Genomic DNA, 23,107 nt, shown 5'->3' with positions numbered 1-23,107 from the left:
CATGGTATCCAGCGGGTGGTGATCGGCGAGAATCGCTCGTTTGTCGGCGAAGAGGCGCTGCTGAGCGGGCGCGGCGTGCGCTGCGCGTGCTCGACGATCCGGGCTGCATCAGCCTCATGACCCGGTTCATGCGCGACGCGCCGGCGCTTTGGAACGAGGATATCGGGGTCTGAACGCACCGCGCGGTGGCAACGGCTCAATGCCACCACCGGCTCCCCCACCCGCGCGGCGGCCGGTCGGCAGGGCGCGGCGGCATGATCGGCTGCCACGGGTCGGGCACGGCGGGCGACGGAGCGTCGACAGACATGCCGCCGGCCGCCTTGAGCGCCTGCAGCCGGGCGATGCGCTCGCGCGTTTCCGGATGGGTGCGCAGCAGCGACCACAGGCCCCCGCGGCGGCCGGGCCACAACACCCGTGTCCAGCCGCCCTGGCGCCATTCCATGCGCGCCAGGGCGCTGGCCAGGGCATCCGGATCGCCGGTCAGGCGGGCCGCGTCCAGGTCGGCATCGAACTCGCGGGTGCGCGACAGGGCCAGCTGGGCGAGTGTGCTCAACAACGGCGCAAAGACCAGCAACAGGATTGCGAACCCGTTGATCGCGACCGCGCCCAGCAACAGCAGCGGCAGATTGACCAGCACCAGCAACTGGCCGAGCCAGGACAAAAACGCCGTCATGCGGCTGAACAGGTCCGCCAGCCCCATCACCCACAGGTCGTTGTGGGCGACATGACTGATTTCGTGGGCCAGCACGCCGACAATCTCGCGGCCGTCGAGCGTGTTGACCAGGCCGGCGGTGACCACGAGGGCAGCGTCGCCGCGCGCGCCGACGGTAAAGGCGTTGATTGCCATGCTCGGCAGATAGTAGAGCCGTGGCGGGGCCGGCAACCCCGCCCGTTCGGCCAGTACCGCGACCCAGCGGTGCAGGCCCGGCGCCTGCGCCGGCGCGATCGCGCGCGCACCGGACAGGCGGATCACCAGCGCCGGCGACAATGCCGGCATGAACAATACCCCGGCCACACCCGCGGCCAGCAGCATGACCAGTCCGGACGGCCCCCACAGCAACCCGCCCAGCAGGGCCAGAAAACCGCCCATGACGGCCAGCAGCAGGACCGACTGGACGCGGTTGCGCCAGTTGTGCCGCTGCCATTCCCGGCGGTCGATACGCGTCGAATAGGCCATTCATCCCACCCCGCTGGCTAGGCAAAGGGTCCGACACTGTGGCGCCGCGGGCGCCCGGGATTATTGATAGGGGCGGTCGACCGCGTTTACCAGTGCTGCCGAGGCACGCTCCGGCAGCGCGCCGCCCAGTCGTCCAGCACGGCCTCCAGCGCCCCGGACCCGGGCCCGGCGAGGACATGGTCGGCGGCCGCACATACGCGCTCGCCTGCCGCGCCCATGGCATAGCCGTGGCCGGCATGGGCCAGCATGGTGATGTCGGAATCGGCATCGCCGAAGGCGGCCACGCGGTCGAGCGCGACGCCGAGGTGGTCACAGAGCACGCGCAAGGCATGGCCCTTGGTGGCGGTGGCGAGATGAATGTCGTGGCATTCGGTCCCGCTCCACGAAATCACCAGTTCCGGTCGGGCGGCGACAGCGGCCTGGACGCCGGCCAGACCATCGTGCATCCCGTCGCACATGATCTTGAGCGCGGGGTCGGGCATGGAGCGAGCATCCAGGCGCTCGGCGCGCAGATCGGGCGTCACGTCTGTGCCCGCGGCTTCGCGCACGATGCGGTGCTCCTGGCCGTAGGCGTGCCAGCGGCCCGGGCCGTAGGCATGGATGCAGCCGCCGACATCAACGAACTGGGCCAACGCGGCGATGAGCACGTCGTCGGGGGTGAAGGTTTCGGCGGCGATGGGGGTGCCGTCGGCGGCGGTGACCCGCGTACCGTTGAAGGAGATCAGCGGCATCTCGAAGCCGATGGCGGCGGCGATCTCGGCCAGCGACGAGTGCTGGCGCGAGCTCGCCAACGCCACCCCGATGCCGGCCTCACGCAGCCCGTGTAAGGCATCGATCGTGCGCTCCGAAAGCGGGTTGCGGGCATCCATCAGCGTGCCGTCGATATCGAATACGGCCAGGTCGATGACCGGTGCCATTACGGGGTCGGGCATGGTTTGCACCTCGGGCAAGGGTATGCGCGTATCGCCTGAGCTCAGTTGCCGGCCATGGGCGGTCGACTGCGGCGATTCGTCAAGTTCTTGATGCACGATATTCCACCGACTTTCTTCCCTCTAGAAGACCTAGAACCGATATGTCTTCATCAAGGCCCGGCCAGTGAATACCTTCTCCTTCGCCGAGCAGCTCGAAGTCCGACAACTGTTCGGGCTTGGCCCTTGCAAGTCGAGGGAACCATACAAGCGGTACCGAAATGACTCGGCCGTCGTTAAGCGAAACCACCAATTCTTCGCTTGTACATCTGACTTGGGTCGCATGCGGCATTGTATTAACTGTTAAAGAACTCATTCCATGCCTCCACTAACATCGGTTGATGCTCTTCGACCAGCTTGAAAAGCTCGTTGAGCTCGTGGGCTGCAAAACCTGTGCTTGATGCGAGCGATACAGAGTCCAACCAAAATTTCGCTAACATCCGATCGCGCTGGATATGGATGTGTCTCGGCTCATCGTTTTCATTTGCATAGAAAAAGAACCGATATCCATTAATGCGCAGTACGGTTGGCAAAACGAAAACCTCTAAGACCTAATGCCTAAGCACAGTTGCCGCCAGAGCGGCCGCAGGCCGCTTCGGGTGGTCAACTGCGGAAAACGCAGCGATGAGCGGTAGGTTTGCGCGTCGACCATGCGCCATCGAATAGCTGATGACGGTGAGAATAGTCGGGCCGGGAATAGCCAGTAGAACCGATGAAGCGGCCACGAATGCGAGCCAAAGGCTGATAGACATCTCCTGACTCTCCTCCGGAGCTAACAGCACCCAATGTAGCGCGCCGGGGGCGCCGTTCGCTATTGCCAGAGTGCCGCGGCCGCCGCGCCGAGATCGAGCGTGGCGGCGCCGGGCGCCTGCCCGCGGGCGTCGTGCGCACCGTCCGGGGTATCGGTGATCGATTCGAAGCAGGCCATGACGGCGGGGGTGAGAAAGCGGCTGTTCGCGCCGTAGACGTGGGCGTCGCCGAGCGCGGCCTGCTGGGTGACGTAGTAGCGCAGTGGCGAGATGAGCGAGAGTTCGTTCTTCGCACGCGTCATGGCGACATAGAGCAGGCGGCGCTCTTCTTCCAGGCCGGCCTCGGTTTTGGTGGAGAATTCGTTGGGGAATGTGCCGTCGGCCACATGCAGCACATGCACGGCATCCCATTCCTGGCCCTTGGCGCTGTGCACTGTGGAGAGGATGAGATAGTCCTCGTCGGCCAGCGCGTCGTCATTGTGATCGCCGGTGGCCCGGGGCGGGTCGAGCGTGAGCTCGGTGAGAAAGTCCGGCGCACAGACATAGCGCGCGCCGATGCGGGCCAGGTCGTCGATATCGCCGGCACGGGCGGTATTCGGCGCCTCGAAGCGATTGTCGAGCTGGCTCTTGTACCAGGTGGCCGCCGGCGCCAGCGCGCCCGGCCAGGCGTTGTCGCCAGCCAGGGCGGCGACCGTCTCGATCATCGTCCGCCAGGCGGCGCGATCGGCGCGGGCCGGACGGAAATCGGCCAATGCCGCGATCCGGTCGCCCGCGGCTTCCAGCGCTGCGAACGCCTGACGCGCCGTGCCGGGGCCGACGCCCGGCACGATCTGCAGGGTGCGCCAGCCCGCGATTTCGTGGCGCGGGTTGTCGGCCCAGCGCAGCATGCCGAGAAAGTCCTTCACGTGGGCCGCCTCGAGGAATTTGAGCCCGCCGTATTTGCGAAACGGTACGTTGCGCCGGATCAGCTCGATCTCCAGTTCGTTGGCGTGATGGCCGTTGCGGAACAACACCGCCTGGCGCTTGAGATCGACACCGGTCTCGCGGCGGGCCAGCACCGCATCGACCACCCAGCGCGCCTCGGCGGTGGTGTCCATGACGGTCACGTGGCGCGGCTTCACACCGCCACCCCGGGTGGCGGTGAGCTGCTTGGCATAGGCGCGCGCGGCCTCGCCCATCAGCGTATTGGCCGCGTCGAGAATCGCCTGGGTCGAACGATAGTTGGCCTCGAGCGTGACGACCTGCGTGCCGCAGTACGTCTTGGGAAAATCGAGGATGTTTTCGACCTCGGCGGCGCGAAAGCCGTAGATCGCCTGGGCATCGTCGCCGACCACGGTCAGCCCCCGTCCGCTGGGCTTCATCGCCTGCAGGATGGCCGCCTGCAGGCCGTTGGTGTCCTGATATTCGTCGACCAGCACATGATCGAAGCGGGCGCCGATTTCGTCGGCCAGCGCGCCGTTTTGCATCACCAGGTACCAGTAGAGCAGCAGGTCGTCGTAGTCGAGCGTGGCGCGGGCCTGCTTGCGCGCGGTGTAGTCGGCGAACAGCCGCTTCAGGTCGTCGTGGTGCTCGGCGCACCAGGGGAACCAGCCGTCCAGCACCTCGGCCAGCGGCGCCTGCCGATTCACCGCGGCCGAATAGATCGCCAGACAGGTGTCCTTGCGCGGAAAACGCTTGCGGTGGCCCCCGGGCCGCGCGGCCAGATTGGCATCGTGACGCGCCACGTCGAGCAGGTCGGCCGCATCGGCGCGGTCGAGAATCGAGAACGCCTCGTCGATGCCGAGCCGGGGCGCGTACTCGCGCAGCAGCCGGGCGCCGACACCGTGGAAAGTGCCCGCCCACGGCAGGCGCACGCCCTGACCGCGGCGCCCGCGGGCCGCCATCGCCGATTCGCAGATCGCATGCGCACGGCGCGTCATCTCGTCGGCCGCCCGCCGCGAGAATGTGAGCAGCAGAATGCGCCGCGGATCGACACCCGCCAGCACCAGATGCGCCACCCGATGGGACAGCGTCTGCGTCTTGCCGCTGCCTGCCCCGGCCAGAATCAGCAGCGGGTCGGCATCCCAGCCGTTCGGCGCGGCCATGCCGAAGCCGGCGGCCGCGCGCTGGGCGGGGTTGAGCCCGGCGAGATGATCGGCGGCGGTGGCCGGCGCGCTGGATTCGATGACGGTCGCACTCATGGCAACACACTGGCATAGGTGGTGGGTCAAATCGTGACCCACCGCCGGCTCATTTGGCCTCGGCGATGCGCTGGCGAATCAGCTTGGCGAGATGCGCATACTGGCGATCGAAGTGATGGCCACCCGGCAGCCCGAGTACATCGAAGCCGGCCGCCGTCAGCGCGTCGCAACTCGCATGCGGGTCGTCGACGCCGTACAGACAGCTCGTCCGCTCGGGCGGCAACCGTCGCGCCTCGGGCATGACGGCCCGGCCCTGCGGCCCGAGACCGATCCACGACAACAGGTGATAGCCGAAGGTGATGTGCCGGGCGAGCCCGAGGAGCACGATATGCGCCACCTGCGCCCGGGTCGCGGGCGGCAGGCGGTTGTAGACAAACGGCATGACATCGGCCCCGCGCGAGTAGCCGATCAGAACCACGCGGCGCCGATGCCAGCGCGCGCGGTAGGTTTCGATCACGCGATCCAGATCGGCGGCGGCATCGTCCGGCGCGTGCGCATGCCAGTAGTAGCGCAGCGAATCCCAGCCGACGACACCGTAACCGGCACGCGCCAGCGCGTGGCCGACCGACTTGTCGAGCCCGGCCCAGCCGCCATCGCCGGAGAGCATGACGACGAGCGTATCGGCGGCGGCCGAGTCGGTATTCGACGCTCCGCGCTCCGGCGGCGGATACACCACCAGCGGCAGGTCGGTCACCGCCTCCGGCAGCGGCACGCCGCCGGGGTGAAACACGCAGCCGGGCGTGCCGGCCAGAATCGCCACCAAACCGGCGCACCAGGCCAGCCGTTCGAGAAAAAATCGCATATCCGTATGAACCACGTCTCGGCAGGGCATCGACGAACGGTTAGACTACCGTGGGGCCGCTGAAGCGGCTTCGATGCAATGCAAAGGATAAGCCATGTTCGAATCGATTGAGCGCGTCCCCGGTGACGCCATCCTCGGCCTGATCCAGCAGTTCAAGGACGACCCCAATCCCAACAAGGTGGATCTGGGTGTGGGCGTCTATCGCGACGAACACGGCAATACGCCGATTCTGCGCGCGGTGAAGGATGCCGAGAAAAAGCTCATCGACAGCGAACAGACCAAGGCCTACATCGGCTCGCACGGCGATCCGCAGTACGGCGAGTACATCCTGCAGACGGTGCTCGGCGCCGACAGCAAGGTGCTGGCCGCCAACCGCGCGAGCGCGACCCAGTCGCCGGGCGGTACCGGCGCACTGCGTCTGGCCGCGGATTTCCTCGTCTCGCAGCTGCCCGGCAAGGCGATCTGGCTGCCGAACCCGACCTGGCCGAACCACCTCGGCGTGTTCGAGGCCGCGCGGCTGGAGATCAAGCGTTATCCCTACGTCGACGACAACGACCAGTTCGACTTCGATGCCATGCTCGCCAAGCTGAAGTCGATCCCCAAGGGCGATATCGTGCTGCTGCATGCCTGCTGCCATAACCCGACCGGCTTCGATCCGAGCCAGGACCAGTGGCACCAGATTCTCGAGGTGGTGCAAGACCGCGAACTGCTGCCGCTGGTGGACTTCGCCTACCAGGGCTTCGGCGACGGGCTCGACGAAGACGCCTACGGCGTGCGCCTGCTGGCCGAGAATCTCGACGAGATGGTCATTACCCAGTCCTGCTCCAAGAACTTCGGCATCTACCGGGAGCGCACCGGCTGCTTCATCGCCATCGCCAAGGACGCGGAAGACATGCAGGACGTGCGCTCGCAGCTGGCGACCACGGCGCGCGAGAATTATTCCAACCCGCCGGCGCACGGCAGCGCGATCGTGGCGACGATCATGGGCTCGGCCGAGCTGACCGCCGCCTGGCACCAGGAGCTGGATGAAATGCGCGACCGCATCAACGCGGTGCGCCGCAAGCTGGTGGAAGGCCTCGAGCCGCACGGCCTGGCGGATCATTTCTCGTTCGTCACCGACCAGCGCGGCATGTTCTCGTACACCGGCCTGAACAAGGATCAGGTCGATGCGCTGCGCGAGAAATACAGCATCTACATGGTCGCCTCGGGCCGGGCCAACGTGGCGGGCCTGAACGACGACAACATCGAGTACGTCTGCAAGGCCATCGCCGACGTCGTCGGCGGCAAGCAATAGCCCACCATAGATCGAGCGCGGGCCCGCCTGCCTTCCCCGGCGGGCCGCGCTCGCTGCGCTCAACCCGTTTCGTCGTCTCCGACGCCGGCGGCGGCGGCCCGGTCGTGTGCCGACCGGGACCGTGGCAATACCAGATTCAGCACCACGCCCAGCACCCCGGCCAGGGCGATACCCTCCAGCGAGAAACGACCGAACGAAAAATGCAGCCCGCCGATGCCACAGATCAGGATCAGGCCGACGATCGCCATGTTGCGGGACTCGGTCAGATCTTCGCCCGACTGCACCAGGCTGTTCATGCCCACCACCACGATGGCGCCGAACAGCAGCACGATGATCCCGCCCATCACCGGTGTGGGAATGCTGGCCAGGAATGCGCCCAGCTTGCCGATGAATGAGAAGGCCACGGCAAAACCGGCGGCCCAGGTCATCAGCGCCGGATTGGTGGCGCCGGTGAGCGTCACCGCGCCGGTGACTTCCGAATAGGTGGTGTTCGGCGGCCCGCCGAAACAGGCCGCCAGCGAGGTCGCCAGGCCGTCGCCCAGCATGGTGCGATGAATACCCGGATCGACCAGATAATCGCGCCCGGTCACCGAACGAATCGCGATGATGTCGCCGAAGTGCTCGATCGCCGGCGCGATCGCCACCGGCAGCATGAACAGCACCGCCTGCCAGTTGAAGGTGGGCGCGACGAAATCCGGCATGGCGAACCACGGCGCATTCGCCACCGTGGACAGATCCACCAGGCCCAGACAGAGGCTGGCGATATAGCCGGACGCGACACCGATGATGATCGGCAACAACGCGACAAAGCCACGGCCGAGCAGCGAAACCGTCAATGTCGCCAGCAGCGCCACCCCGGCCACGATCATCGCCGGCGTGCTCGCCACCAGCGTCTGGTCGCCGGTACCGTTGTGGCCGGTGGCCAGGTTCACCGCCACCGGCGCCAGCACCAGCCCGATCACCATGATCACCGGCCCGGTCACCACCGGCGGCAGAAGACGCTCGATCAATCCGACACCGCGCCAGGCGATCAATGCCGACAACAGCAGATAAACCGCGCCGGCAGCCATCAGCCCGCCGAGGGTGGCCGGAATGCCCCAGGCCTGGACGCCGTAGATGATCGGCGCGATGAAGGCGAAGGACGAGGCCAGAAACACCGGCACGCGGCCCTTGGTGACGACCTGGAACACCAGCGTGCCCAGCCCGGCGGTGAACAGCGCCACATTCGGATCGAGCCCGGTAAGCAGCGGCACCAGGACCAGCGAACCGAAGGCCACGCACAGCATCTGCGCGCCCAGCAGGCCATCGCGAAATCGAAACGCATAATCCTGCGCGCGGGCCGTGTGGGCGGTCTGCGTCATGGTGTCCCCGTTGGTTATTGCGGCGTGATGTCTACTTGGTGCCGTACATGCGATCCCCGGCATCGCCCAACCCGGGGCGAATATAGCCGTGATCGTCCAGGCGCTCGTCGATGGCGGCCGTATAGATCGGCACGTCCGGATGCTCGGCGCGCAGTGCCGCCACGCCTTCGGGAGCCGCCAGCAAGCACAGGAACTTGATGTTCGTCGCGCCCAGTTTCTTCAAATGGCTGATGGCCGCGCCCGCCGAGTTGCCGGTCGCCAGCATGGGGTCGACCACGATCACGCGGCGACCGGCGATGTCATCCGGCATCTTGCAGTAGTATTCGACCGCTTCCAGGGTCTCGGGATCGCGGAACATACCGATATGCCCGACCCGCGCCGACGGCAACAGCTCGACCATACCTTCCAGCAGGCCGTTGCCCGCGCGCAGGATCGACACGAAGCACAGCTTCTTGCCGGCCAGAACCGGCGCGTCCATTGCCTCGAGCGGCGTTTCGATGCGTTCGCTGGTCAGCTCCAGATCGCGGGTGATCTCGTAGGTCAGCAGATGCGCCACCTCGCGCAGCAACGCCCGGAACTTCTGGGTCGACGCCGTGGCACGCCGCATCAGCGTGAGCTTGTGGGCGATCAGCGGATGATCGACGACGGTGACGTACTCGTCCATGGTTCTCCCCAAGAGCCGGTTCCGGATATGCCGGCGACCGCGGCGCCGGCGCCGTTATGCTACTACGGCCGCCGGAAGACCCCCAGCCCGGGCGGTCACGCCGACCGCGCGAATGCCCTGGCTTCCAGTCGCAGCCACTCGCAGAACCGATGCGCCAGCGGCGGCGGCGAACCGGTAGCGGGCCGTAGCAGCCAGTAATCGAACGGCGACGGCATCGCGTAGCGATCACCGAAGGGTGCAACCAGCACGCCGCTGGCCAGACGATCGGCCACCACCGTATGCGTGGCCAGCGCCACGCCGCGACCGGCGATCGCCTGATCCAGGACGAGGCTGAACAGCGAATAGCGCCGATGCACCGGCGCGTCCACCGCGTCGGCCCCGGCGAAATCCAGCCATTCCCGCCAGCCAGGGAAGCTTGTTGCGGCGGCGCCTGGCGTCCACGACGCATGCAGCAGGGTATGCGCCGCCAGATCGGCCGGCTGGGCCAGCGGTGGTCCGGCCGCCAGCAGTCGCTCGGCCTCGATCCCGAGCGCCGGCTTCGGGCCGCAGCGGATCGCCAGCCGGCTGCGCCCGGCCTGCCAGACCGGCTCGGTCAGCGACGGGCTCGCCTCGATCGCCACTTCGGCCTCGCCGGCATCGAACCCGGCCAGTCGCGGCATCAGCCAGTGCTGGACGAACGACGGCGGCACACTGACGGACAACGCTTCGCCGCCGTCCTGGCGAGCCTTTGCCATCGCCGTGGCGAGCCCGGCAAGATGCCCATTCACGTGTTCGGCCAGCCGGCGGCCGGTGGCATTCAACCGCACACCGTGGGCACCCCGCTCGAACAACGTCCCGCCGAGTGTCGCTTCCAGGCGCTTGACCTGACGGCTGACTGCACCCGGCGTGACGCCGAGTTCGGCCGCGGCGCGCTTGAAACTTTCGTGGCGTGCCGCGATCGCGAATGTGCGCAGGGCATTGAGCGGTAGACGCTCGATCATGACATGAGTTTTTCTAAGCCTCGCGTCGCATAATAATTGCTTGCCGCGGCTACCGCCCGGTGCTTCACTGGCGCCCGACCCCACCGGAGCCCGTCATGAGCCATCAACCCGAGCGCGCAGCGACCGCGGCGAAGGCCCCGCAGGCGATCCGGCAACCGCTGGATGCACGGGCCGCCGCGCTCATGATTGGGTTTTGCCTGGTCATCGGCCTGCAGCAGGTCGCGATCAAGTCGGTCGCGCACGCCATCAGCCCGCTGGCCCAGATCGGGATTCGATCGCTGATCGCCGTGCTCGTGATCGCGGCCATCGCGCGCTTTCGCGGCATTGCGCTCTGGGTACCGGAGCAATTCGCCCCCGGGCTGGTCATCGGCGTGGGCTACACACTGGAATTCGCGTTCGTTGCGCTCGGCCTGAACTACACCTACGCGTCGCACATGTCGGTATTTCTGTATACCGCGCCGGTATTCGCCGCGATCGGGCTGCATCTGTTCGTCGCCGGCGAGCAGCTCGGGCCGCGCCACTGGGCGGGTGTCGTCATCGCTTTCGCCGGGCTCGTCATCGCGCTGGCGCCCAGCGCGCACGTCTCGTCCCGTGTGTTACTCGGCGACGGTCTGGGTGTGGCAGCCGGTGCGTCCTGGGCCGGCACCACCATCGCGCTGCGCACCAGTTCGTTATCGGAGGCCCCGCCGCTACGCACCATCGCCTACCAGCTTGTGGTGGCCAGCGTCTTGTTGTTGCCGACGGCCGCCGCACTCGGCGATCTCGGCTCCATCCACATGACCGCACTGGCCTGGGCCAGCCTGTCGTTCCAATCGGTGATCGTGTCGGTCGCAGCACTGCTGGTCTGGTTCTGGCTGCTGCGCCGCTACCTGGCCTCCCGGCTCGGCGTGTTCGCTTTTCTCTCGCCCATTTTCGGCGTCGGCTTCGGCGTGATACTGATGGGCGACCCGATTTCGCTGAACTTCGCCTTCGGCGGACTGGCGATTCTGGCCGGGCTGCTGCTGGTGAACACCCGCGGGCGCCGCCGGATCGTGCCGCGCACCCCCGCCTGAGCCGAGCCAACCACACCATGACCTGCACGCTCGAAGGCCGCTGTTTCTGCGCGCGGTGCGCTACCGTGTGACCGGTGCCGTGAACGGCGCGTCTTCGCCGCAGAACGGCCGGGCTGGGCCGTGCTCGACCACGAGCTGCCGGCCATTCCGGCTTTGCCGACTCGTTACCGGGGAGCGAATGAACGCGATTCGCGTCCCGGTAACCGCGCTCGGTTTTGATCTGCGTAAATCTGCGTTGATCTGCGGAAAATGCCTTGGGAAAACAGAAAAACGCGCTAGCGTTCGACCGCCAGCACCAGCTTGCCGAAGTTCTCGCCGGTGAACAGCTTGAGCAGCGTCTCGGGAAAGGTTTCGAAGCCTTCGACGATATCCTCGCGATGCTTGAGATCGCCAGCCGACAGCCAGCCCGCCATCTCGCGCGCCGCCTCCGGATAGCGATCGGCGAAATCGAACACGATGAAACCTTCCATTCGCGCCCGGTTGACGAGCAGCGACAGATAATTCTTCGGCGCATAGGCGGTGTCGCCGGCCTCGCCGGTGACGTTGTACTGCGAGATCGCGCCGCAGATCGCAACCCGTGCCCGCCAGCGCAGATTGGCGAGTGCGGCGTCCAGGATCTCGCCGCCGACGTTGTCGAAATACAGATCGATGCCGTCGGGGCATTCGCGCCGGACCGCATCGCCGATTTCCTCGGCCTTGTAGTCGATGACCGCGTCGAAGCCGAGCTCGTCGACGACGTAGGCACACTTCTCCGGCCCGCCGGCAATACCCACCGCCCGCGAAGCGCCCTTCTTCTTCGCGATCTGGCCGACCAGCGCCCCGACCGCACCGGAGGCCGCCGATACCAGCACCACGTCGCCTTCGGCCAGCTGGCCGACATCCAGCGTGCCGAAGTAGGCCGTCATGCCGGGCATACCCAGCGCGCCAAGATAGACCGGAAGATCGGCCAGCGACGTATCGACCTTGCGCAAATCACTGCCGGGAAACACGGCATGTGTCTGGACACCCAGATTGCCGGACACCTTATCGCCCGCAGCGAAGTCCGGGTGCTTTGAATCGATCACCGTGCCCGCCGCGCCGGCGCGCATAACCTCGCCGATGCCCACCGGTTTGATATAGGACTTGCCCGCATTCATCCAGCCGCGCATGGCCGGATCGAGCGAGATGTATTCGACCGCGATCCGAACCTCGCCGTCGCGCGCCTCGCGCAAGGGTTCGGTGGTCAGATCAAAATCAGCCCGCTCGGGCAGCCCCTTCGGACGACGGGCCAGGCGGAATTGACGATTATCGATGGTGTCGGTCATGAAAAATCTCGAGGGGACTTCGATGTACCGACGTTAGGCGCTACGCATCGGCCTGACAAGAGCCGTGAGCAGGCAACGCCGCCAGGCCCGCCCCGGCGCGCACGCGTCCGCACGGGAACGCGGCAAAATAGCGGCCAACGCAAGGCAATGCCCTTATCCAGGCGCGAGCGAAGTATCCCGCCCGGATGTCGCCCCCGGCCGGATCAAGAACAACAGAACCGCGATCACCGCCCCGATTGCATCCGAAGTCCAGCCCGGGAAGATCAGCGCCAGCGCGCCGACCAGCGCAACCAGCCGGAACAACGGGTTGAGCGGTGCCCGCGGATAGCCCTCGACCGCTACCGCCAGCACAAGCGCAGGCGGCGTCGCCCTATTATTGGAACAGGCGCGTTAGTCGCCCCGCAGCCGCCGGGCGCCGCTGTAACAGTTGAAGCGTTCGCCGCGCAGAAAACCAACCAGCGTGGTCGAAAACCGACGGGCCAGGTCCACCGCGAAGCTGCTCGGTGCCGAGATTGCGCAGACGACCGGAATACCGGCCGCGATCGCCTTCTGCAACAGTTCGAAGCTGGCCCGGCCGGACAGCATGAGCACCTGCCGATCCAGCGGCAGCGCGTCTTCGAGCAGCGCCCGACCGATCAGCTTGTCGAGGGCGTTGTGGCGGCCGACATCCTCGCGCAGCGCAATCAGATCGCCACCGGCAGCAAACAGCGCGGCTGCATGCAGGCCGCCGGTGGTTTCGAACACCCCCTGCTCGGCGCGCATCCGGTCGGGCAACCCCAACAACCAGCCGGGCTCGATGCGTAACGCAGCGCCCGTGGCCGGATCGCCCCGGCGCGGCTCCGGCGCGCGAAAGCTGGGCTTGCCGCAGACGCCGCAGGCGCTGGTCGCCAGCGTATTGCGCTCGATCCGGTCGAGGCGCGCGCGGGCTGCCGGCTTGAGCATGGCGCGAATCACGTCGGGCTCGTCCGGGCTGTGGCGCAGATAGACGATATCGCCGGCGGTTTGCACCACGCCTTCGCCGTGCAACAGCCCGGCGGCCAGTTCCCGGTCGTGGCCAGGCGTGCGCATAGTGATGAGCGGCTCCGCCCCGGCCACGTGAATCTCCAGCGCGCGCTCGACCGCCAGCGTGTCGTCGGACGTGCGCCAGGCGCCATCGCGGTAGCTGGCGATTTTCACACGCTCGCGGGCCGCGGATGACGCGTCGCCGGTGTCGGGCAAGTCGGGGCCGTCGGCTCGGCGCATGGGCAAGTCGGGTGCCAATATGAATGGCATCATGATAATGCGTCGGCGCGGCGCTGTATCCCGCCCATGGCGGAAGTCTATACTGGCGCCCGCTCCACGGCCTTCGCGGCCTTTTCATTTCTGCATCTCCGGCCCGTTGCCCATGAACATCGCGGCGATTTTCATCCATACACTGGACGTCACGCTGCCGGTGTTCGCGCTGGTTTTCGTGGGCATCGCCATGCGTCGGATCGGCTGGATCGACGATCGCTTCGTCTCGGCCGCGTCGAAGATCGTGTTCAAGGGCAGCATGCCGGCGCTGATCTTCGTGTCGATCGTGGGTGCGAATCTCGGCGACGCGATTCGCCCGGGGATGATCGCCTACTTCGGCCTGGCCACGGTCGCCAGCTTTGTACTGATCTGGCTGTGGGCGATCTGGCGCGTGCCCGAGATTCAGCGCGGCGTCTATGTACAGGGCGCGTTTCGCGGCAACTGCGGCATCATGGGCCTGGCGCTGGCACAGAACATGTACGGCGATTTCGGCCTGTCCGCGGGCAGCATTCTGGTCGGCGAGGTGATCCTCATCTATAACGTGCTCGCCGTGATCGTGCTGACCTGGTACCAGCCGAGCAAGAGCGCGGACTGGCGCTCGATCACGCGCGGCGTGGCCACCAACCCACTCATTCTGGCGACTCTGGCGTCGGTGGCCGTCGCCGCCAGCGGTATCCCGATGCCGAAGTGGGTCATGACCACCGGCGAATATTTCGCCCAACTCACGCTGCCGCTGGCGCTGATCTGCATCGGCGGCGCGCTGTCGGTTCGCGCGCTCTACGACGCACGCGGCATCGCGTTCTCGGCCAGCGCGATCAAGATGACGATCCTGCCGGGGGCGGCCGTGCTTGGCGGCTGGCTGTTGGGTTATCCGCCGCGCGAACTGGGGCTGATGTTTGTCTACTTCGCCTGTCCGACCGCGGCGGCCAGCTTCATCATGGTCGAGGCCATGGGCGGCGATGCGCGTCTGGCCGCCAATATCGTGGCCCTGACCACGCTGGCGGCGAGCGTGACCATGACCACCGGCGTGTTCGTGCTGCGGGTGGCCGGGATCATCTAGGGCCTGTTGCCGTTTCGTCCGAGTCCGCGCCAAGCGCTGTTTTGCGGCAAGACGAGGCGTAGCGAACGTGGCGTAGTGGTTCTACGTGAGAGAGCTACAACGCTGGATTGCCGCAAAACAGCGCTTGTCCCGAAGGGTTGGGCCGCAAATCGCGCCCGGCGGCGTTGCAAGTCTTGATCGTGGCACGCCACGATGCGGCGACTCGCGCCTTGCCGGACACGATTTGCGGTCTCCAACGCGGCGCTCGTACGAAACGGCAACAGACCCTAGAGCATTTTCCGCTTTTATCGACCCACGGCGCGCCGGCAGCGATACGCTAACGTGATTATGTACGACACGCAGCTGCCTGAATCAGCAAAAGCATTTGTCCGCAAATGCACGCCAATGAGCGCAAATAAGAAAGAAGATCAAGGCAGCGCTGGCGTCAGGCTCAGCTTCGCGAGCAATCGCGTCGTCAAGCCTTTGACTGAACTTGGCACATCATCAAGTACACCAGTGAACGCGAATCGACGCCGGCAGACAACGCATCGTATCTGCGTTCATCTGCGGATAAATGCTTTGGGACAATAGAAAAAGAGTCCAGGGCCTAACCCTTCGAATCGCTACCGTCACCATTTTGCTGCTTGCCGGCATCGTCGCGTTGACGACGGCTTTCGGCCGAGAACGCCTTGGCGCCCTCGATCACCGGCGCCAGCGTGCGCCAGAGGTCCTCATCGCGCAGCAATTTGAACACGCCGGTCACGCCTGGCGGGTCGTAGGGCGATTGATGCGCGCCCGCCGCGGTTTCATCGACCCGGTCGAGGCCGGCATGCATGGCATTGAACATGCGCTCCAGCTGATCGGGGTCGATCTTGCCCAGCTGCTTGGCCAGCACCAGCAGGTTACGCATGCCGGCCTGGCCGTGCTCGGTATTGAGGCTGTCGAGCGCGATCATCGAGACTTCCGGCATCGCGCCCACGAAATCCTTCAGCCAACGCATCAGGCCGGATTCATAGAGCTGATCCAGCAGTTCATTGATTTCGGCGATGCGGCCCTCGAATTTCTCGAGTTCGTCGGCCGTTTCCGGACGCAGCCGTTTGGCTTGTTCCGGGCGATAGTGAATCTGTTCTGCCATCGGGAAAATCCTGTCGAGCCACGGCCGCGATGCATCGCGGCCGTGGCGTGAATTCAAGGCCTGCTACAAACCGCTGCCGGTCGGGCGCATCTTGGGCGGACGCTTGTAGTCGTCGCGCTCCCATTTCTGGTTGACCTGCACACCGCTGGTGGGATGCCGCTTCTTGTTGCGCTGATTGTTCGGCTTGAGCGGCGCCGGCCCGTGGTCCTCGAGCAGCTCCATGTTCACCGCCAGCTCCTTGTAGGCCGGGGTGTCGGTATCCTTGTCGGCCTCGAAGCTGGTGAGCACGTTGATCGCCTCGATGTTCTTCTTGCCGTGCATGGGCATGTACAGCTGCTTGCCCTGCACGCGGTCGGTCACCTCGACGGCGACCTTGATCGCCCCGCGCCGCGACTTGAGCCGGACCACGGCGCCGCTTTCCAGCCCGCGCTCTTGGGCCAGTTCCGGCGAGACCTCGACGAAACCGTGCGGGATCTTGTAGACGATGCCAGCGGTCTCGTCGGTCATGTTGCCTTCGTGGAAATGCTCCAGCAGGCGCCCGTTGTTCAGGTGCAGGTCGTATTCGTCGTCGACCTGGTCGGTCGGTTCGGTCCAGCTCACCGGATGAAATTTCGCCTGGCCGTTATCGAAATGGAATTTGAGTTCCGGATAAAGGTCCGGGGTATCGGTGCCGTCGGCGGCGACCGGCCACTGCAACGAGTTGAAGCCGGTCAGCCGGTCGTAATGCACGCCGGCGAACATGGGCGCCAGACCGGCGGCCTCGTGCATGATCTGGCTCGGATGGGTATAGCCCCAGTCGTGGCCGAGATGCCTGGCCAGTTCGGTGAGGATCAACCAGTCCGGCTTCGAGTCGCCCAGCGGCGGGAAGACTTGGTAGATACGCTGGATCCGCCGCTCGGTGTTAGTGAAGGTGCCCTCCTTTTCCACCGAGGGGCTGGCCGGCAGCACGACATCGGCAAACTCGCAGGTGCGCGAGAAGAACATGTCCTGCACGACAAAGAATTCCAGCTTCTCGAAGGCAGCCTGCACATTGAGCGCGTCGGAATCGACGATACTCATGTCCTCGCCCACCACATACAACGATTTCAGATCGCCGTCGTGGATGTTGTGCACCATCTGGTGGTTGTTCAGCCCCTTGTTCGTCGACAGTTCGACGCCCCAGGCTTTTTCGTAGCGCTGGCGTACGGCGTCGTCGGCGACGAACTCGTAGCCCGGGAAACGATCCGGCATGTTGCCGAAGTCAGAGGCGCCCTGGACGTTGTTGTGCCCGCGCATCGGGTAGCCGCCCGAGCCGAAGCGGCCCATGTTGCCGGTCACCAGCAGCAGGTTGCACAGCGCAGTCGCGGTATCCGAGCCCATGGAGTGCTGGGTCACGCCCATGGCCCACACGCCGCAGATGGTATCGGCCTCGACGATCATGTCGGCCGTCTTCTGTAGCGTCTCGCGGCTGATGCCGCAGCGCTCGATGGCGAACTCGAAGGTGAAATCTTCCAGCGAGGCCTTGAATTCCTCGAAATGGTCGACGTGCTCGCGGATGTAGGCCTCGGCGTGGTAGCCGTTGTCGATCAGGTACTTCGAGATCGCATTCATCCAGATCATGTCGGTGGCCGGCGCCGGCTCGAGATGCAGATCGGCGCGCTGGGCCAGTTCGTTCTTGCGCAGATCGGCAACGATATGCTTCTGGCCGTGGAGCTTGGCCGCCCGCTTGAAGCGGGTTGCGATTACGGGGTGGCTCTCGGCCGTGTTCGCGCCGACGACCAACAACAGGTCGGCCGCTTCCAGGTCGGCGATGGAGCCGGTGTCGGCGCCGTAGCCGACGGTACGCCACAGCCCCTGCGTGGCCGGCGCCTGGCAATAGCGCGAGCAGTTGTCGATGTTGTTCGTGCCCATGACGCCGCGCGCGAGCTTCTGCATCAGGTAGCCTTCCTCGTTGGTGCACTTCGAGGAGGCGATATAGGCCAGCGCGTCCGGGCCATGCGCAGCGCGGATTTCGTTGAAGCGGCGCGCGATCAGGGCATAGGCCTCGTCCCATTCGGCTTCACGGAAGGCGCCGTTCTCGCGAATGAGCGGCTTGGTCAGGCGTTGCTCGCTGTTGATGTGACCCCAGCCGAACTTGCCCTTGATGCAGGTGGAGATCTGGTTGGCGGGGGCTTCGTGCACGGGCTGGACCTTGAGCAGTTCGCGCTCGCGCGTCCACATCTCGAACGAACAACCCACGCCGCAATAGGTGCAGACGGTCTTGGTGCGCTTGAGCTCGGTCTCACGCATGGCCGCATCGACCTCGGACACGGCGAAGATCGGGCCGAACCCGGTCGTATGTTCAGCCGTCTTGACGACGTCGATCGCGGCGCGGCCCAGCTTGCGATAGCCATCGCGATTCTGCGGCGAGAGCGCGGTCATCGGCCCGACCTTGCCGATGGCCGTCTTTTCCATCAACGCATTGCAAGGGCATACCGTCACGCAATGACCACAGGACACGCAGGACGAGTCCTCGATCGCGACGTCCTCGTCCCAGATCACGCGGGGCCGTTCGCGCGACCAGTCGATCGACAGGGTCTCGTTGACCTGCAGGTTCTGGCAGGCCTCGACGCAACGGCCACACAGGATGCACTGATCCGGATCGTAGATGTAGAACGGGTTGGAGTAATCCTTGTCGTAAGGCTTGCCGCGGTATTCGTAGTGCTGGCCCGGCACGTGCATGTCGCGCACGGTGTTGTGTACCGCGCAATCGCCATTATTGTTGTCACAGACCGAGCAATACAGGTCGTGATTGGAGGTCACCCGGTTGATGGCTTCCAGCCGCGCGGATTCGGCCTCGTCCACATTCAGGCCGACCTCCATCCCGGGTTTGACCGTGACCGCGCAGCCGCGAACCAGGTTGCCGTCGACCTCGACCATGCAGGTATCGCAGGTCTGGATCGGCCCCAGGCTGGGGTGATAGCACAGATGGGGCATGTACACGCCCGCCGCATCGAGCGCTTCCGGCAAAGGCTGGCCGGTACGCACAGTTACCGACTGGCCGTCGACGGTGATATCGAAAAACTCAGCTTCCTGATCCACGAACTTGCTCCTGTTTACCGTCGACTGGGACTAGTCGGAATCGCGCGCTATGCCGGATCCGGCGCCGCGCCGCAATTGGCCCCGCGGCTCGGCATCTCGATCAAGGCACGGGCGGCTGCTGGCATCAAGCCCGGCCCCTCGGGACCGCGATCTCGCGGCGCGATGTCGCATTCGGGTCGTCGACGATATTCGATTGTGTTACCGACGAGTATCCCCACGTTTCGACCTCGGAATCAATCGATATTATCTCGGTCAAGCCGGCGCCCCGCGCCTCGGAAGGCATGAAACATGGCCCGACCCGGTGCATCGGCGGCTGGTGGCAAACGCCCGCGGCCGGCGGTGCCCGGTTGCGCCATGCCATGGCCGCGCGGTGGTTGCGGGCCGAAGTGCGCTCGCTCGCGACCTCTCGCCGATCATGCCAGGACACCGCCTGGGGCCTGATCTTCCGGGATGCCGGATTACGGGTCGACCGTCGCCCAGATTGGCTGGGCGAAGGGCTCGACCGTGACCGGTGTCCCCGCAGCCACCCCGCCACTTTCCGCGGGCAGCAGGATGAAGGCATCGGCACGGCTCATCGATCGCATCACACCCGAGCCCTGATGATCCAGGGCGATCACCCGCGGCGCGGCGCCGGCCCAATCCAGCCGCGCTCTGAGAAAATGCGCGCGACCGGGGGGCTTGGTCAGATCGGTCGCGGTCGGCAGGGTCATGCGCATCGGCGGCGCGGGCACGCCGCCGGCCAGCCGCACCAGAGCCGGGCGCACCAGCTGGAGGAACGTCACCGCGGACGAGACCGGGTTGCCGGGCAAGCCGAAGAAACGGGCCCGGCCGACGCTACCCGTGACCAGCGGCTTGCCGGGCTTGATCGCGACCCGCCAGAAATCGATGGTGCCCTTTTCGCCGAGTATATCGACCATGAAGTCGGCGGCGCCCACCGAGACCCCGCCACTGGTGATCAGCGCATCACAATCCGCAGCGCGGTCGAACGCATCGGCCAGCACGCGACGCGAGTCGCCGATAGCGCCCAGGTCCACGCCAAGCATGCCGAGGCTCTCCAGTTGCGCCGCCAACCCGTAGCGATTGCTGTCGTAGATCTCGCCCGGCGCCAGCGGGCCGTCGATCGGCCGCAACTCGTCGCCGGTGGAAAAGAACGCCACCCGAGGGCGGCGTACGACCGCCACCTCGGCGGCGCCCACCGACGCGAGCAGGGCGATATCCGCCGGACGGACAAAGCTGCCGGCGGATAGCACCGTGGCGCCGCAGGCTAAATCCTCCCCCGCCGGCCGGATGTTCGTGCCCGCGGCTGGCGGCGAATCAATGCTGACGGCCTCGTCCTCGAGCCGCGCGTTTTCCTGCATGACCACGGTGTCCACCCCGTCCGGCACGACCGCACCGGTCATGATGCGCACGCATTCGCCCGCGCCGACGCGGCCGTTGAACGGATGCCCCGCCAGGCTCTGGCCCACGACGGTCAATCGCGCGCCGGGGCGATTGATACTGGCCGCGGCGTAGCCATAGCCATCCATCGCGGAATTGGCCGCGCTCGGCACATCCACCGTCGCGACCACGGGTGCGGCGAGCACGCGATGCAATGCGCGGGGCAATGGCACGCGTTCGGTCTGCCGGATGGGCTCGATCGCATCGATGATCCGGCGCCGGGCCTCGTCGAGCGCCATCGGTGGACTGGCATCGCCGGGCCGGACGGCCGACTGGCGGGAAGTTGCGGCCATATGCATCTCGCTTTGCGATCCGGACACCCTGCCGGGGGCAATCTCGCGCTCAGAGGCGATGGGTCAACGCCTCGGCGTCCTGGTCGCTGTTGATATTGGCAAACGGCCCGGCTTCGGCCCAATCGACCACCACCCGGCCGATATCCTGCTGCCATTCGGTGACACGGCGCACACCCGAGAACAGCGCTGCCTGGATGTCGTCCAACAGGGAACGACGCATGAGCGCATGCAGCGGATGCAGTTCATCGGGGGTGCGCGCCACGGCGAGGTCGGTTTCCGGACGCATGGCGGCAGCCAGCCGCGCGGCCAGATCCAGCGGCAGCAGCGGCGTATCGACGGGCACGATCAGCACGTACGGTGTCGCCGCGGCCTTGAGCACCGCCGCAATGCCAGCCAGCGGACCGCGATGATCGTCGGTGTCGTCACCATGCACTGTATAACCGAGGCCACGATAACGCGCAAGGCTGCGGTTCGCGCTGATCACGATGTGTCCGACCTGAGGCGTGACGCGCTCGATCGTATGCTCGATCAACGGGCGGTCGCCCACGCGGTACCAACCCTTGTCGATGCCACCCAGGCGACGGCCTTCGCCGCCGGCCAGGATACCCGCGGTAATCTGTTCGGGAGCAATTTTCATGGCGTTATTCTGTCGATCCCGCCGGGTTCGGGCAATGCTCGTCGCCTGCTTTAGAACTTTTTTCAACGCGAGCGTTCCAAACGCCAGCAGGTCCGCGGCAACGACAGCGAGGCGTCAGACGCGATGCGATGTTTTGCGATCGGCCTTCTGGCCTCCAGTCTGCTCACCTTCGTCACCGGAGCCCAGGCCAGCGGTCTGGGCGCGCGGATGGAGCGGGCCATGGCCGCGCCGCCGCCAGAGAGCACCTCGCGCACCCGACGTGTCGGGCGCGACGACATGGCGACCGGGTTGAAGAGCGTTTTGGCCGACGGCGCCAGTACAGCAGTCCTCGAACTCGGCGCGCCGGGTGGCTTCGGCCGGCGGCCGCTGGATCGTTGGCCGGCCATGCGTAGCCCGGCCGGTCGGGATATCCGTCTCACCCACATCGCAAGCGCGGCCGAAAATACCGCAAGCCAGGCCGGCCCTGTTTTGCGCGAAGCGATCAACGCACTCTACATCCCCGATCCGCAGGCACTGCTCGAGCATGGCGCCCCGTCCGCCACCACATTTCTCGCCGATCACGCCAGCCAGTACCTGCGCTGTGCGTTGGCACCTATCGCGGCCCGTGCCTATGCCACGGTGACGCGTACTCCTCGGCGGCCGATCGAGTCGAGCACGAGCGCGCCCAATTCCCTGCTGGCCGATCACATCGCGAGCCAAACGCTCGACGCGCTACTCGATGCGATGGCGCGACAGGAATATCTTGTCCGCCGCGGCGCGGCGACCCACACCGGCCCGCAACGGGCGCGCATTTTCGGCCAATCGACCTAGCGTCGGCCCTGCGACGGACCCTTGCGCCCTGCCGGCGCCGGTCGAGGCGCTGCCGGTCAGCAACGCTAACTCGCCATGCGCACACGACGCGGCGCCAGGCGCTCAAGGAACGCCTGTTGATCGGCGAGGATGCGACGATTGGCCAGAATGAGCCATTCCGCCAGATTGGGCTCGTACGGCAGCGCCAGCAACTTCATGCCGGCCTGTTCCGGTGTCCGGTCGTCCTTGTAGCGGTTGCACGGCTCACAGGTCGAGACGACGTTGCGCCATGCGTGTTCGCCGCCTTTCGACCTCGGGACCACGTGTTCGATCTGCATCTGGGCAAAGCTCAACTGCGTGCCGCAGTACATGCACAGCCCGCCATCGCGGTGGAACAATTCGCGGCGCGTGAGCGTGGGCACCAGGTTACGCGTGAACCGATGCGAACGATCGCGTACTGCGATGATCGAATCGATGGCGATTTCGCTGCGCGCCCCCGTTTCGCGCGATCGCCCGCCCCGCAAAACAATCTTCTCGCTACCTGCTTCCCAGGCGATCTTGTCCGTGAAATACAGGCTCACGGCTTCGCGCCAGTCCACCCACTCCACGGGTAGACCGCCGGCATCGAGTTTCAGAATGCGTGGTATCACCAACACGAAGTGCGACCTCCTTTCGCCGCAACCGGCCACTCCGGGCGGACATCGCTTGTCAACACTTCTTTCTTGTACCGGAAAGATCGTGACCCGCGCAATCATGCGCGCGGCGCGCACATGCCCCGCGGGCGTAACAGCGGGCGGCGGGCAGGGGGCGAGAGAGGGACTGCGCACGGGCAGGTACCATAAAAAAAGCCCCGACGCGAGTGCGACGGGGCTTTTCATTTGGAGCCTGGCGGTGACCTACTCTCACATGGGGAG

General features: G+C 65.9%; 22 protein-coding genes and 1 pseudogene. 5 read left to right on the top strand and 18 right to left on the bottom strand.

Going from position 1 to position 23,107, the window contains the following annotated elements:
* Positions 1-196 precede the first annotated feature (196 nt).
* The 7 genes and pseudogenes from ACS8Y6_RS16100 to ACS8Y6_RS16070 form a co-directional block, all read right to left on the bottom strand.
* Positions 197-1,177, bottom strand: a complete 981-nt coding sequence (locus ACS8Y6_RS16100; RefSeq protein WP_440850853.1) for a zinc metalloprotease HtpX — start codon at positions 1,175-1,177, stop codon at positions 197-199.
* Between the two features lie 86 nt (positions 1,178-1,263).
* Positions 1,264-2,109, bottom strand: coding sequence for an HAD family hydrolase (locus ACS8Y6_RS16095; RefSeq protein ID WP_440850854.1), 846 nt, complete (start codon positions 2,107-2,109; stop codon positions 1,264-1,266).
* A gap of 79 nt (positions 2,110-2,188) precedes the next feature.
* Positions 2,189-2,437: a DUF2442 domain-containing protein gene (locus ACS8Y6_RS16090; protein ID WP_440856007.1), complete on the bottom strand. Its 249-nt coding sequence runs from the start codon at positions 2,435-2,437 to the stop codon at positions 2,189-2,191.
* A 4-nt stretch (positions 2,438-2,441) separates the two neighbouring features.
* Complete coding sequence (locus tag ACS8Y6_RS16085) at positions 2,442-2,678, bottom strand: DUF4160 domain-containing protein (protein ID WP_440850856.1); 237 nt, start codon at positions 2,676-2,678, stop codon at positions 2,442-2,444.
* Between the two features lie 69 nt (positions 2,679-2,747).
* A pseudogene (locus tag ACS8Y6_RS16080) lies at positions 2,748-2,897 on the bottom strand (LysE family translocator); the annotation flags it as partial.
* Positions 2,898-2,956: 59 nt separating this feature from the next.
* Positions 2,957-5,074: an ATP-dependent helicase gene (locus ACS8Y6_RS16075; RefSeq protein ID WP_440856006.1), complete on the bottom strand. Its 2,118-nt coding sequence runs from the start codon at positions 5,072-5,074 to the stop codon at positions 2,957-2,959.
* Positions 5,075-5,123: 49 nt separating this feature from the next.
* Complete coding sequence (locus tag ACS8Y6_RS16070) at positions 5,124-5,876, bottom strand: AcvB/VirJ family lysyl-phosphatidylglycerol hydrolase (RefSeq protein ID WP_440850858.1); 753 nt, start codon at positions 5,874-5,876, stop codon at positions 5,124-5,126.
* A 94-nt stretch (positions 5,877-5,970) separates the two neighbouring features.
* Here ACS8Y6_RS16070 and ACS8Y6_RS16065 point away from each other — a divergent pair, with 94 nt between their 5' ends.
* The gene (locus tag ACS8Y6_RS16065) at positions 5,971-7,170 is read left to right on the top strand and encodes an amino acid aminotransferase (protein WP_440850859.1); all 1,200 of its coding nucleotides are present in this window, start codon (positions 5,971-5,973) and stop codon (positions 7,168-7,170) included.
* Between the two features lie 59 nt (positions 7,171-7,229).
* Here ACS8Y6_RS16065 and ACS8Y6_RS16060 read toward each other — a convergent pair whose 3' ends face one another.
* The 3 genes from ACS8Y6_RS16060 to ACS8Y6_RS16050 form a co-directional block, all read right to left on the bottom strand.
* The gene (locus tag ACS8Y6_RS16060) at positions 7,230-8,531 is read right to left on the bottom strand and encodes a uracil-xanthine permease family protein (RefSeq protein WP_440856005.1); all 1,302 of its coding nucleotides are present in this window, start codon (positions 8,529-8,531) and stop codon (positions 7,230-7,232) included.
* 31 nt (positions 8,532-8,562) lie between these two features.
* On the bottom strand, positions 8,563-9,195 hold the full coding sequence (gene upp, locus ACS8Y6_RS16055) for a uracil phosphoribosyltransferase (protein ID WP_440850861.1): 633 nt from the start codon (positions 9,193-9,195) through the stop codon (positions 8,563-8,565).
* 95 nt (positions 9,196-9,290) lie between these two features.
* Positions 9,291-10,175 carry a LysR family transcriptional regulator gene (locus ACS8Y6_RS16050; protein WP_440856004.1) on the bottom strand — a complete coding sequence of 295 codons (885 nt, stop codon included), beginning with the start codon at positions 10,173-10,175 and terminating at the stop codon, positions 9,291-9,293.
* Between the two features lie 95 nt (positions 10,176-10,270).
* On the opposite strand from ACS8Y6_RS16050, the gene ACS8Y6_RS16045 reads away from it, so the two are divergent.
* Positions 10,271-11,227, top strand: coding sequence for a DMT family transporter (locus ACS8Y6_RS16045; protein WP_440856003.1), 957 nt, complete (start codon positions 10,271-10,273; stop codon positions 11,225-11,227).
* 275 nt (positions 11,228-11,502) lie between these two features.
* On the opposite strand, the gene ACS8Y6_RS16040 is transcribed toward ACS8Y6_RS16045, so the two are convergent.
* The 3 genes from ACS8Y6_RS16040 to fdhD all read right to left on the bottom strand — a co-directional run bounded on the left by ACS8Y6_RS16040 (position 11,503) and on the right by fdhD (position 13,773).
* The gene (locus tag ACS8Y6_RS16040) at positions 11,503-12,531 is read right to left on the bottom strand and encodes an NADP-dependent oxidoreductase (protein WP_440856002.1); all 1,029 of its coding nucleotides are present in this window, start codon (positions 12,529-12,531) and stop codon (positions 11,503-11,505) included.
* A 153-nt stretch (positions 12,532-12,684) separates the two neighbouring features.
* Positions 12,685-12,882, bottom strand: a complete 198-nt coding sequence (locus ACS8Y6_RS16035) for a hypothetical protein (RefSeq protein WP_440850865.1) — start codon at positions 12,880-12,882, stop codon at positions 12,685-12,687.
* Between the two features lie 39 nt (positions 12,883-12,921).
* The gene (fdhD, locus tag ACS8Y6_RS16030) at positions 12,922-13,773 is read right to left on the bottom strand and encodes a formate dehydrogenase accessory sulfurtransferase FdhD (protein ID WP_440856001.1); all 852 of its coding nucleotides are present in this window, start codon (positions 13,771-13,773) and stop codon (positions 12,922-12,924) included.
* A 142-nt stretch (positions 13,774-13,915) separates the two neighbouring features.
* Here fdhD and ACS8Y6_RS16025 point away from each other — a divergent pair, with 142 nt between their 5' ends.
* Positions 13,916-14,863: an AEC family transporter gene (locus tag ACS8Y6_RS16025; RefSeq protein WP_440856000.1), complete on the top strand. Its 948-nt coding sequence runs from the start codon at positions 13,916-13,918 to the stop codon at positions 14,861-14,863.
* Positions 14,864-15,190: 327 nt separating this feature from the next.
* Positions 15,191-15,433, top strand: a complete 243-nt coding sequence (locus ACS8Y6_RS16020) for a hypothetical protein (protein ID WP_440855999.1) — start codon at positions 15,191-15,193, stop codon at positions 15,431-15,433.
* A gap of 16 nt (positions 15,434-15,449) precedes the next feature.
* On the opposite strand, the gene ACS8Y6_RS16015 is transcribed toward ACS8Y6_RS16020, so the two are convergent.
* From ACS8Y6_RS16015 to mobA, 4 genes are all read right to left on the bottom strand, one after another.
* Positions 15,450-15,977, bottom strand: coding sequence for a DUF1641 domain-containing protein (locus ACS8Y6_RS16015; protein ID WP_440850868.1), 528 nt, complete (start codon positions 15,975-15,977; stop codon positions 15,450-15,452).
* A 63-nt stretch (positions 15,978-16,040) separates the two neighbouring features.
* Positions 16,041-19,037 (bottom strand): formate dehydrogenase subunit alpha, encoded by a 2,997-nt coding sequence (gene fdhF, locus ACS8Y6_RS16010; RefSeq protein ID WP_440850869.1) that lies wholly within the window; start codon positions 19,035-19,037, stop codon positions 16,041-16,043.
* A gap of 458 nt (positions 19,038-19,495) precedes the next feature.
* On the bottom strand, positions 19,496-20,767 hold the full coding sequence (gene moeA / locus ACS8Y6_RS16005) for a molybdopterin molybdotransferase MoeA (protein ID WP_440855998.1): 1,272 nt from the start codon (positions 20,765-20,767) through the stop codon (positions 19,496-19,498).
* A gap of 49 nt (positions 20,768-20,816) precedes the next feature.
* On the bottom strand, positions 20,817-21,404 hold the full coding sequence (gene mobA, locus ACS8Y6_RS16000; RefSeq protein ID WP_440850871.1) for a molybdenum cofactor guanylyltransferase MobA: 588 nt from the start codon (positions 21,402-21,404) through the stop codon (positions 20,817-20,819).
* Between the two features lie 123 nt (positions 21,405-21,527).
* Between mobA and ACS8Y6_RS15995 the strand changes: the two genes are divergently transcribed.
* Positions 21,528-22,214, top strand: a complete 687-nt coding sequence (locus tag ACS8Y6_RS15995; protein WP_440850872.1) for a DUF4197 family protein — start codon at positions 21,528-21,530, stop codon at positions 22,212-22,214.
* Between the two features lie 65 nt (positions 22,215-22,279).
* On the opposite strand, the gene ACS8Y6_RS15990 is transcribed toward ACS8Y6_RS15995, so the two are convergent.
* Positions 22,280-22,849, bottom strand: coding sequence for an HNH endonuclease (locus tag ACS8Y6_RS15990; protein ID WP_440850873.1), 570 nt, complete (start codon positions 22,847-22,849; stop codon positions 22,280-22,282).
* Between the last annotated feature and the right edge of the window lie 258 nt (positions 22,850-23,107).

This window comes from Salinisphaera sp. RV14 (assembly GCF_052044135.1).
GTDB lineage: Bacteria > Pseudomonadota > Gammaproteobacteria > Nevskiales > Salinisphaeraceae > Salinisphaera.
The sequence above is the reverse complement of the archived record's forward strand: the minus strand, read 5'-3'. Positions and strand labels throughout refer to the sequence as shown.

Excerpts from the sequence above, each read along its gene's own strand:
- ACS8Y6_RS16050 (WP_440856004.1), bottom strand. The coding sequence starts at position 10,175 with ATGATCGAGCGTCTACCGCTCAATGCCCTGCGCACATTCGCGATCGCG.
- ACS8Y6_RS16070 (WP_440850858.1), bottom strand. The coding sequence starts at position 5,876 with ATGCGATTTTTTCTCGAACGGCTGGCCTGGTGCGCCGGTTTGGTGGCG.
- ACS8Y6_RS15995 (WP_440850872.1), top strand. The coding sequence starts at position 21,528 with ATGCGATGTTTTGCGATCGGCCTTCTGGCCTCCAGTCTGCTCACCTTC.
- moeA (WP_440855998.1), bottom strand. The coding sequence starts at position 20,767 with ATGGCCGCAACTTCCCGCCAGTCGGCCGTCCGGCCCGGCGATGCCAGT.
- mobA (WP_440850871.1), bottom strand. The coding sequence starts at position 21,404 with ATGAAAATTGCTCCCGAACAGATTACCGCGGGTATCCTGGCCGGCGGC.
- ACS8Y6_RS16090 (WP_440856007.1), bottom strand. The coding sequence starts at position 2,437 with ATGCCGCATGCGACCCAAGTCAGATGTACAAGCGAAGAATTGGTGGTT.
- ACS8Y6_RS16100 (WP_440850853.1), bottom strand. The coding sequence starts at position 1,177 with ATGGCCTATTCGACGCGTATCGACCGCCGGGAATGGCAGCGGCACAAC.
- ACS8Y6_RS16065 (WP_440850859.1), top strand. The coding sequence starts at position 5,971 with ATGTTCGAATCGATTGAGCGCGTCCCCGGTGACGCCATCCTCGGCCTG.
- fdhD (WP_440856001.1), bottom strand. The coding sequence starts at position 13,773 with ATGCGCCGAGCCGACGGCCCCGACTTGCCCGACACCGGCGACGCGTCA.
- upp (WP_440850861.1), bottom strand. The coding sequence starts at position 9,195 with ATGGACGAGTACGTCACCGTCGTCGATCATCCGCTGATCGCCCACAAG.
- ACS8Y6_RS16075 (WP_440856006.1), bottom strand. The coding sequence starts at position 5,074 with ATGAGTGCGACCGTCATCGAATCCAGCGCGCCGGCCACCGCCGCCGAT.
- ACS8Y6_RS16040 (WP_440856002.1), bottom strand. The coding sequence starts at position 12,531 with ATGACCGACACCATCGATAATCGTCAATTCCGCCTGGCCCGTCGTCCG.
- ACS8Y6_RS16045 (WP_440856003.1), top strand. The coding sequence starts at position 10,271 with ATGAGCCATCAACCCGAGCGCGCAGCGACCGCGGCGAAGGCCCCGCAG.
- ACS8Y6_RS16015 (WP_440850868.1), bottom strand. The coding sequence starts at position 15,977 with ATGGCAGAACAGATTCACTATCGCCCGGAACAAGCCAAACGGCTGCGT.
- ACS8Y6_RS16060 (WP_440856005.1), bottom strand. The coding sequence starts at position 8,531 with ATGACGCAGACCGCCCACACGGCCCGCGCGCAGGATTATGCGTTTCGA.
- ACS8Y6_RS16020 (WP_440855999.1), top strand. The coding sequence starts at position 15,191 with ATGTACGACACGCAGCTGCCTGAATCAGCAAAAGCATTTGTCCGCAAA.
- ACS8Y6_RS16025 (WP_440856000.1), top strand. The coding sequence starts at position 13,916 with ATGAACATCGCGGCGATTTTCATCCATACACTGGACGTCACGCTGCCG.
- ACS8Y6_RS16095 (WP_440850854.1), bottom strand. The coding sequence starts at position 2,109 with ATGCCCGACCCCGTAATGGCACCGGTCATCGACCTGGCCGTATTCGAT.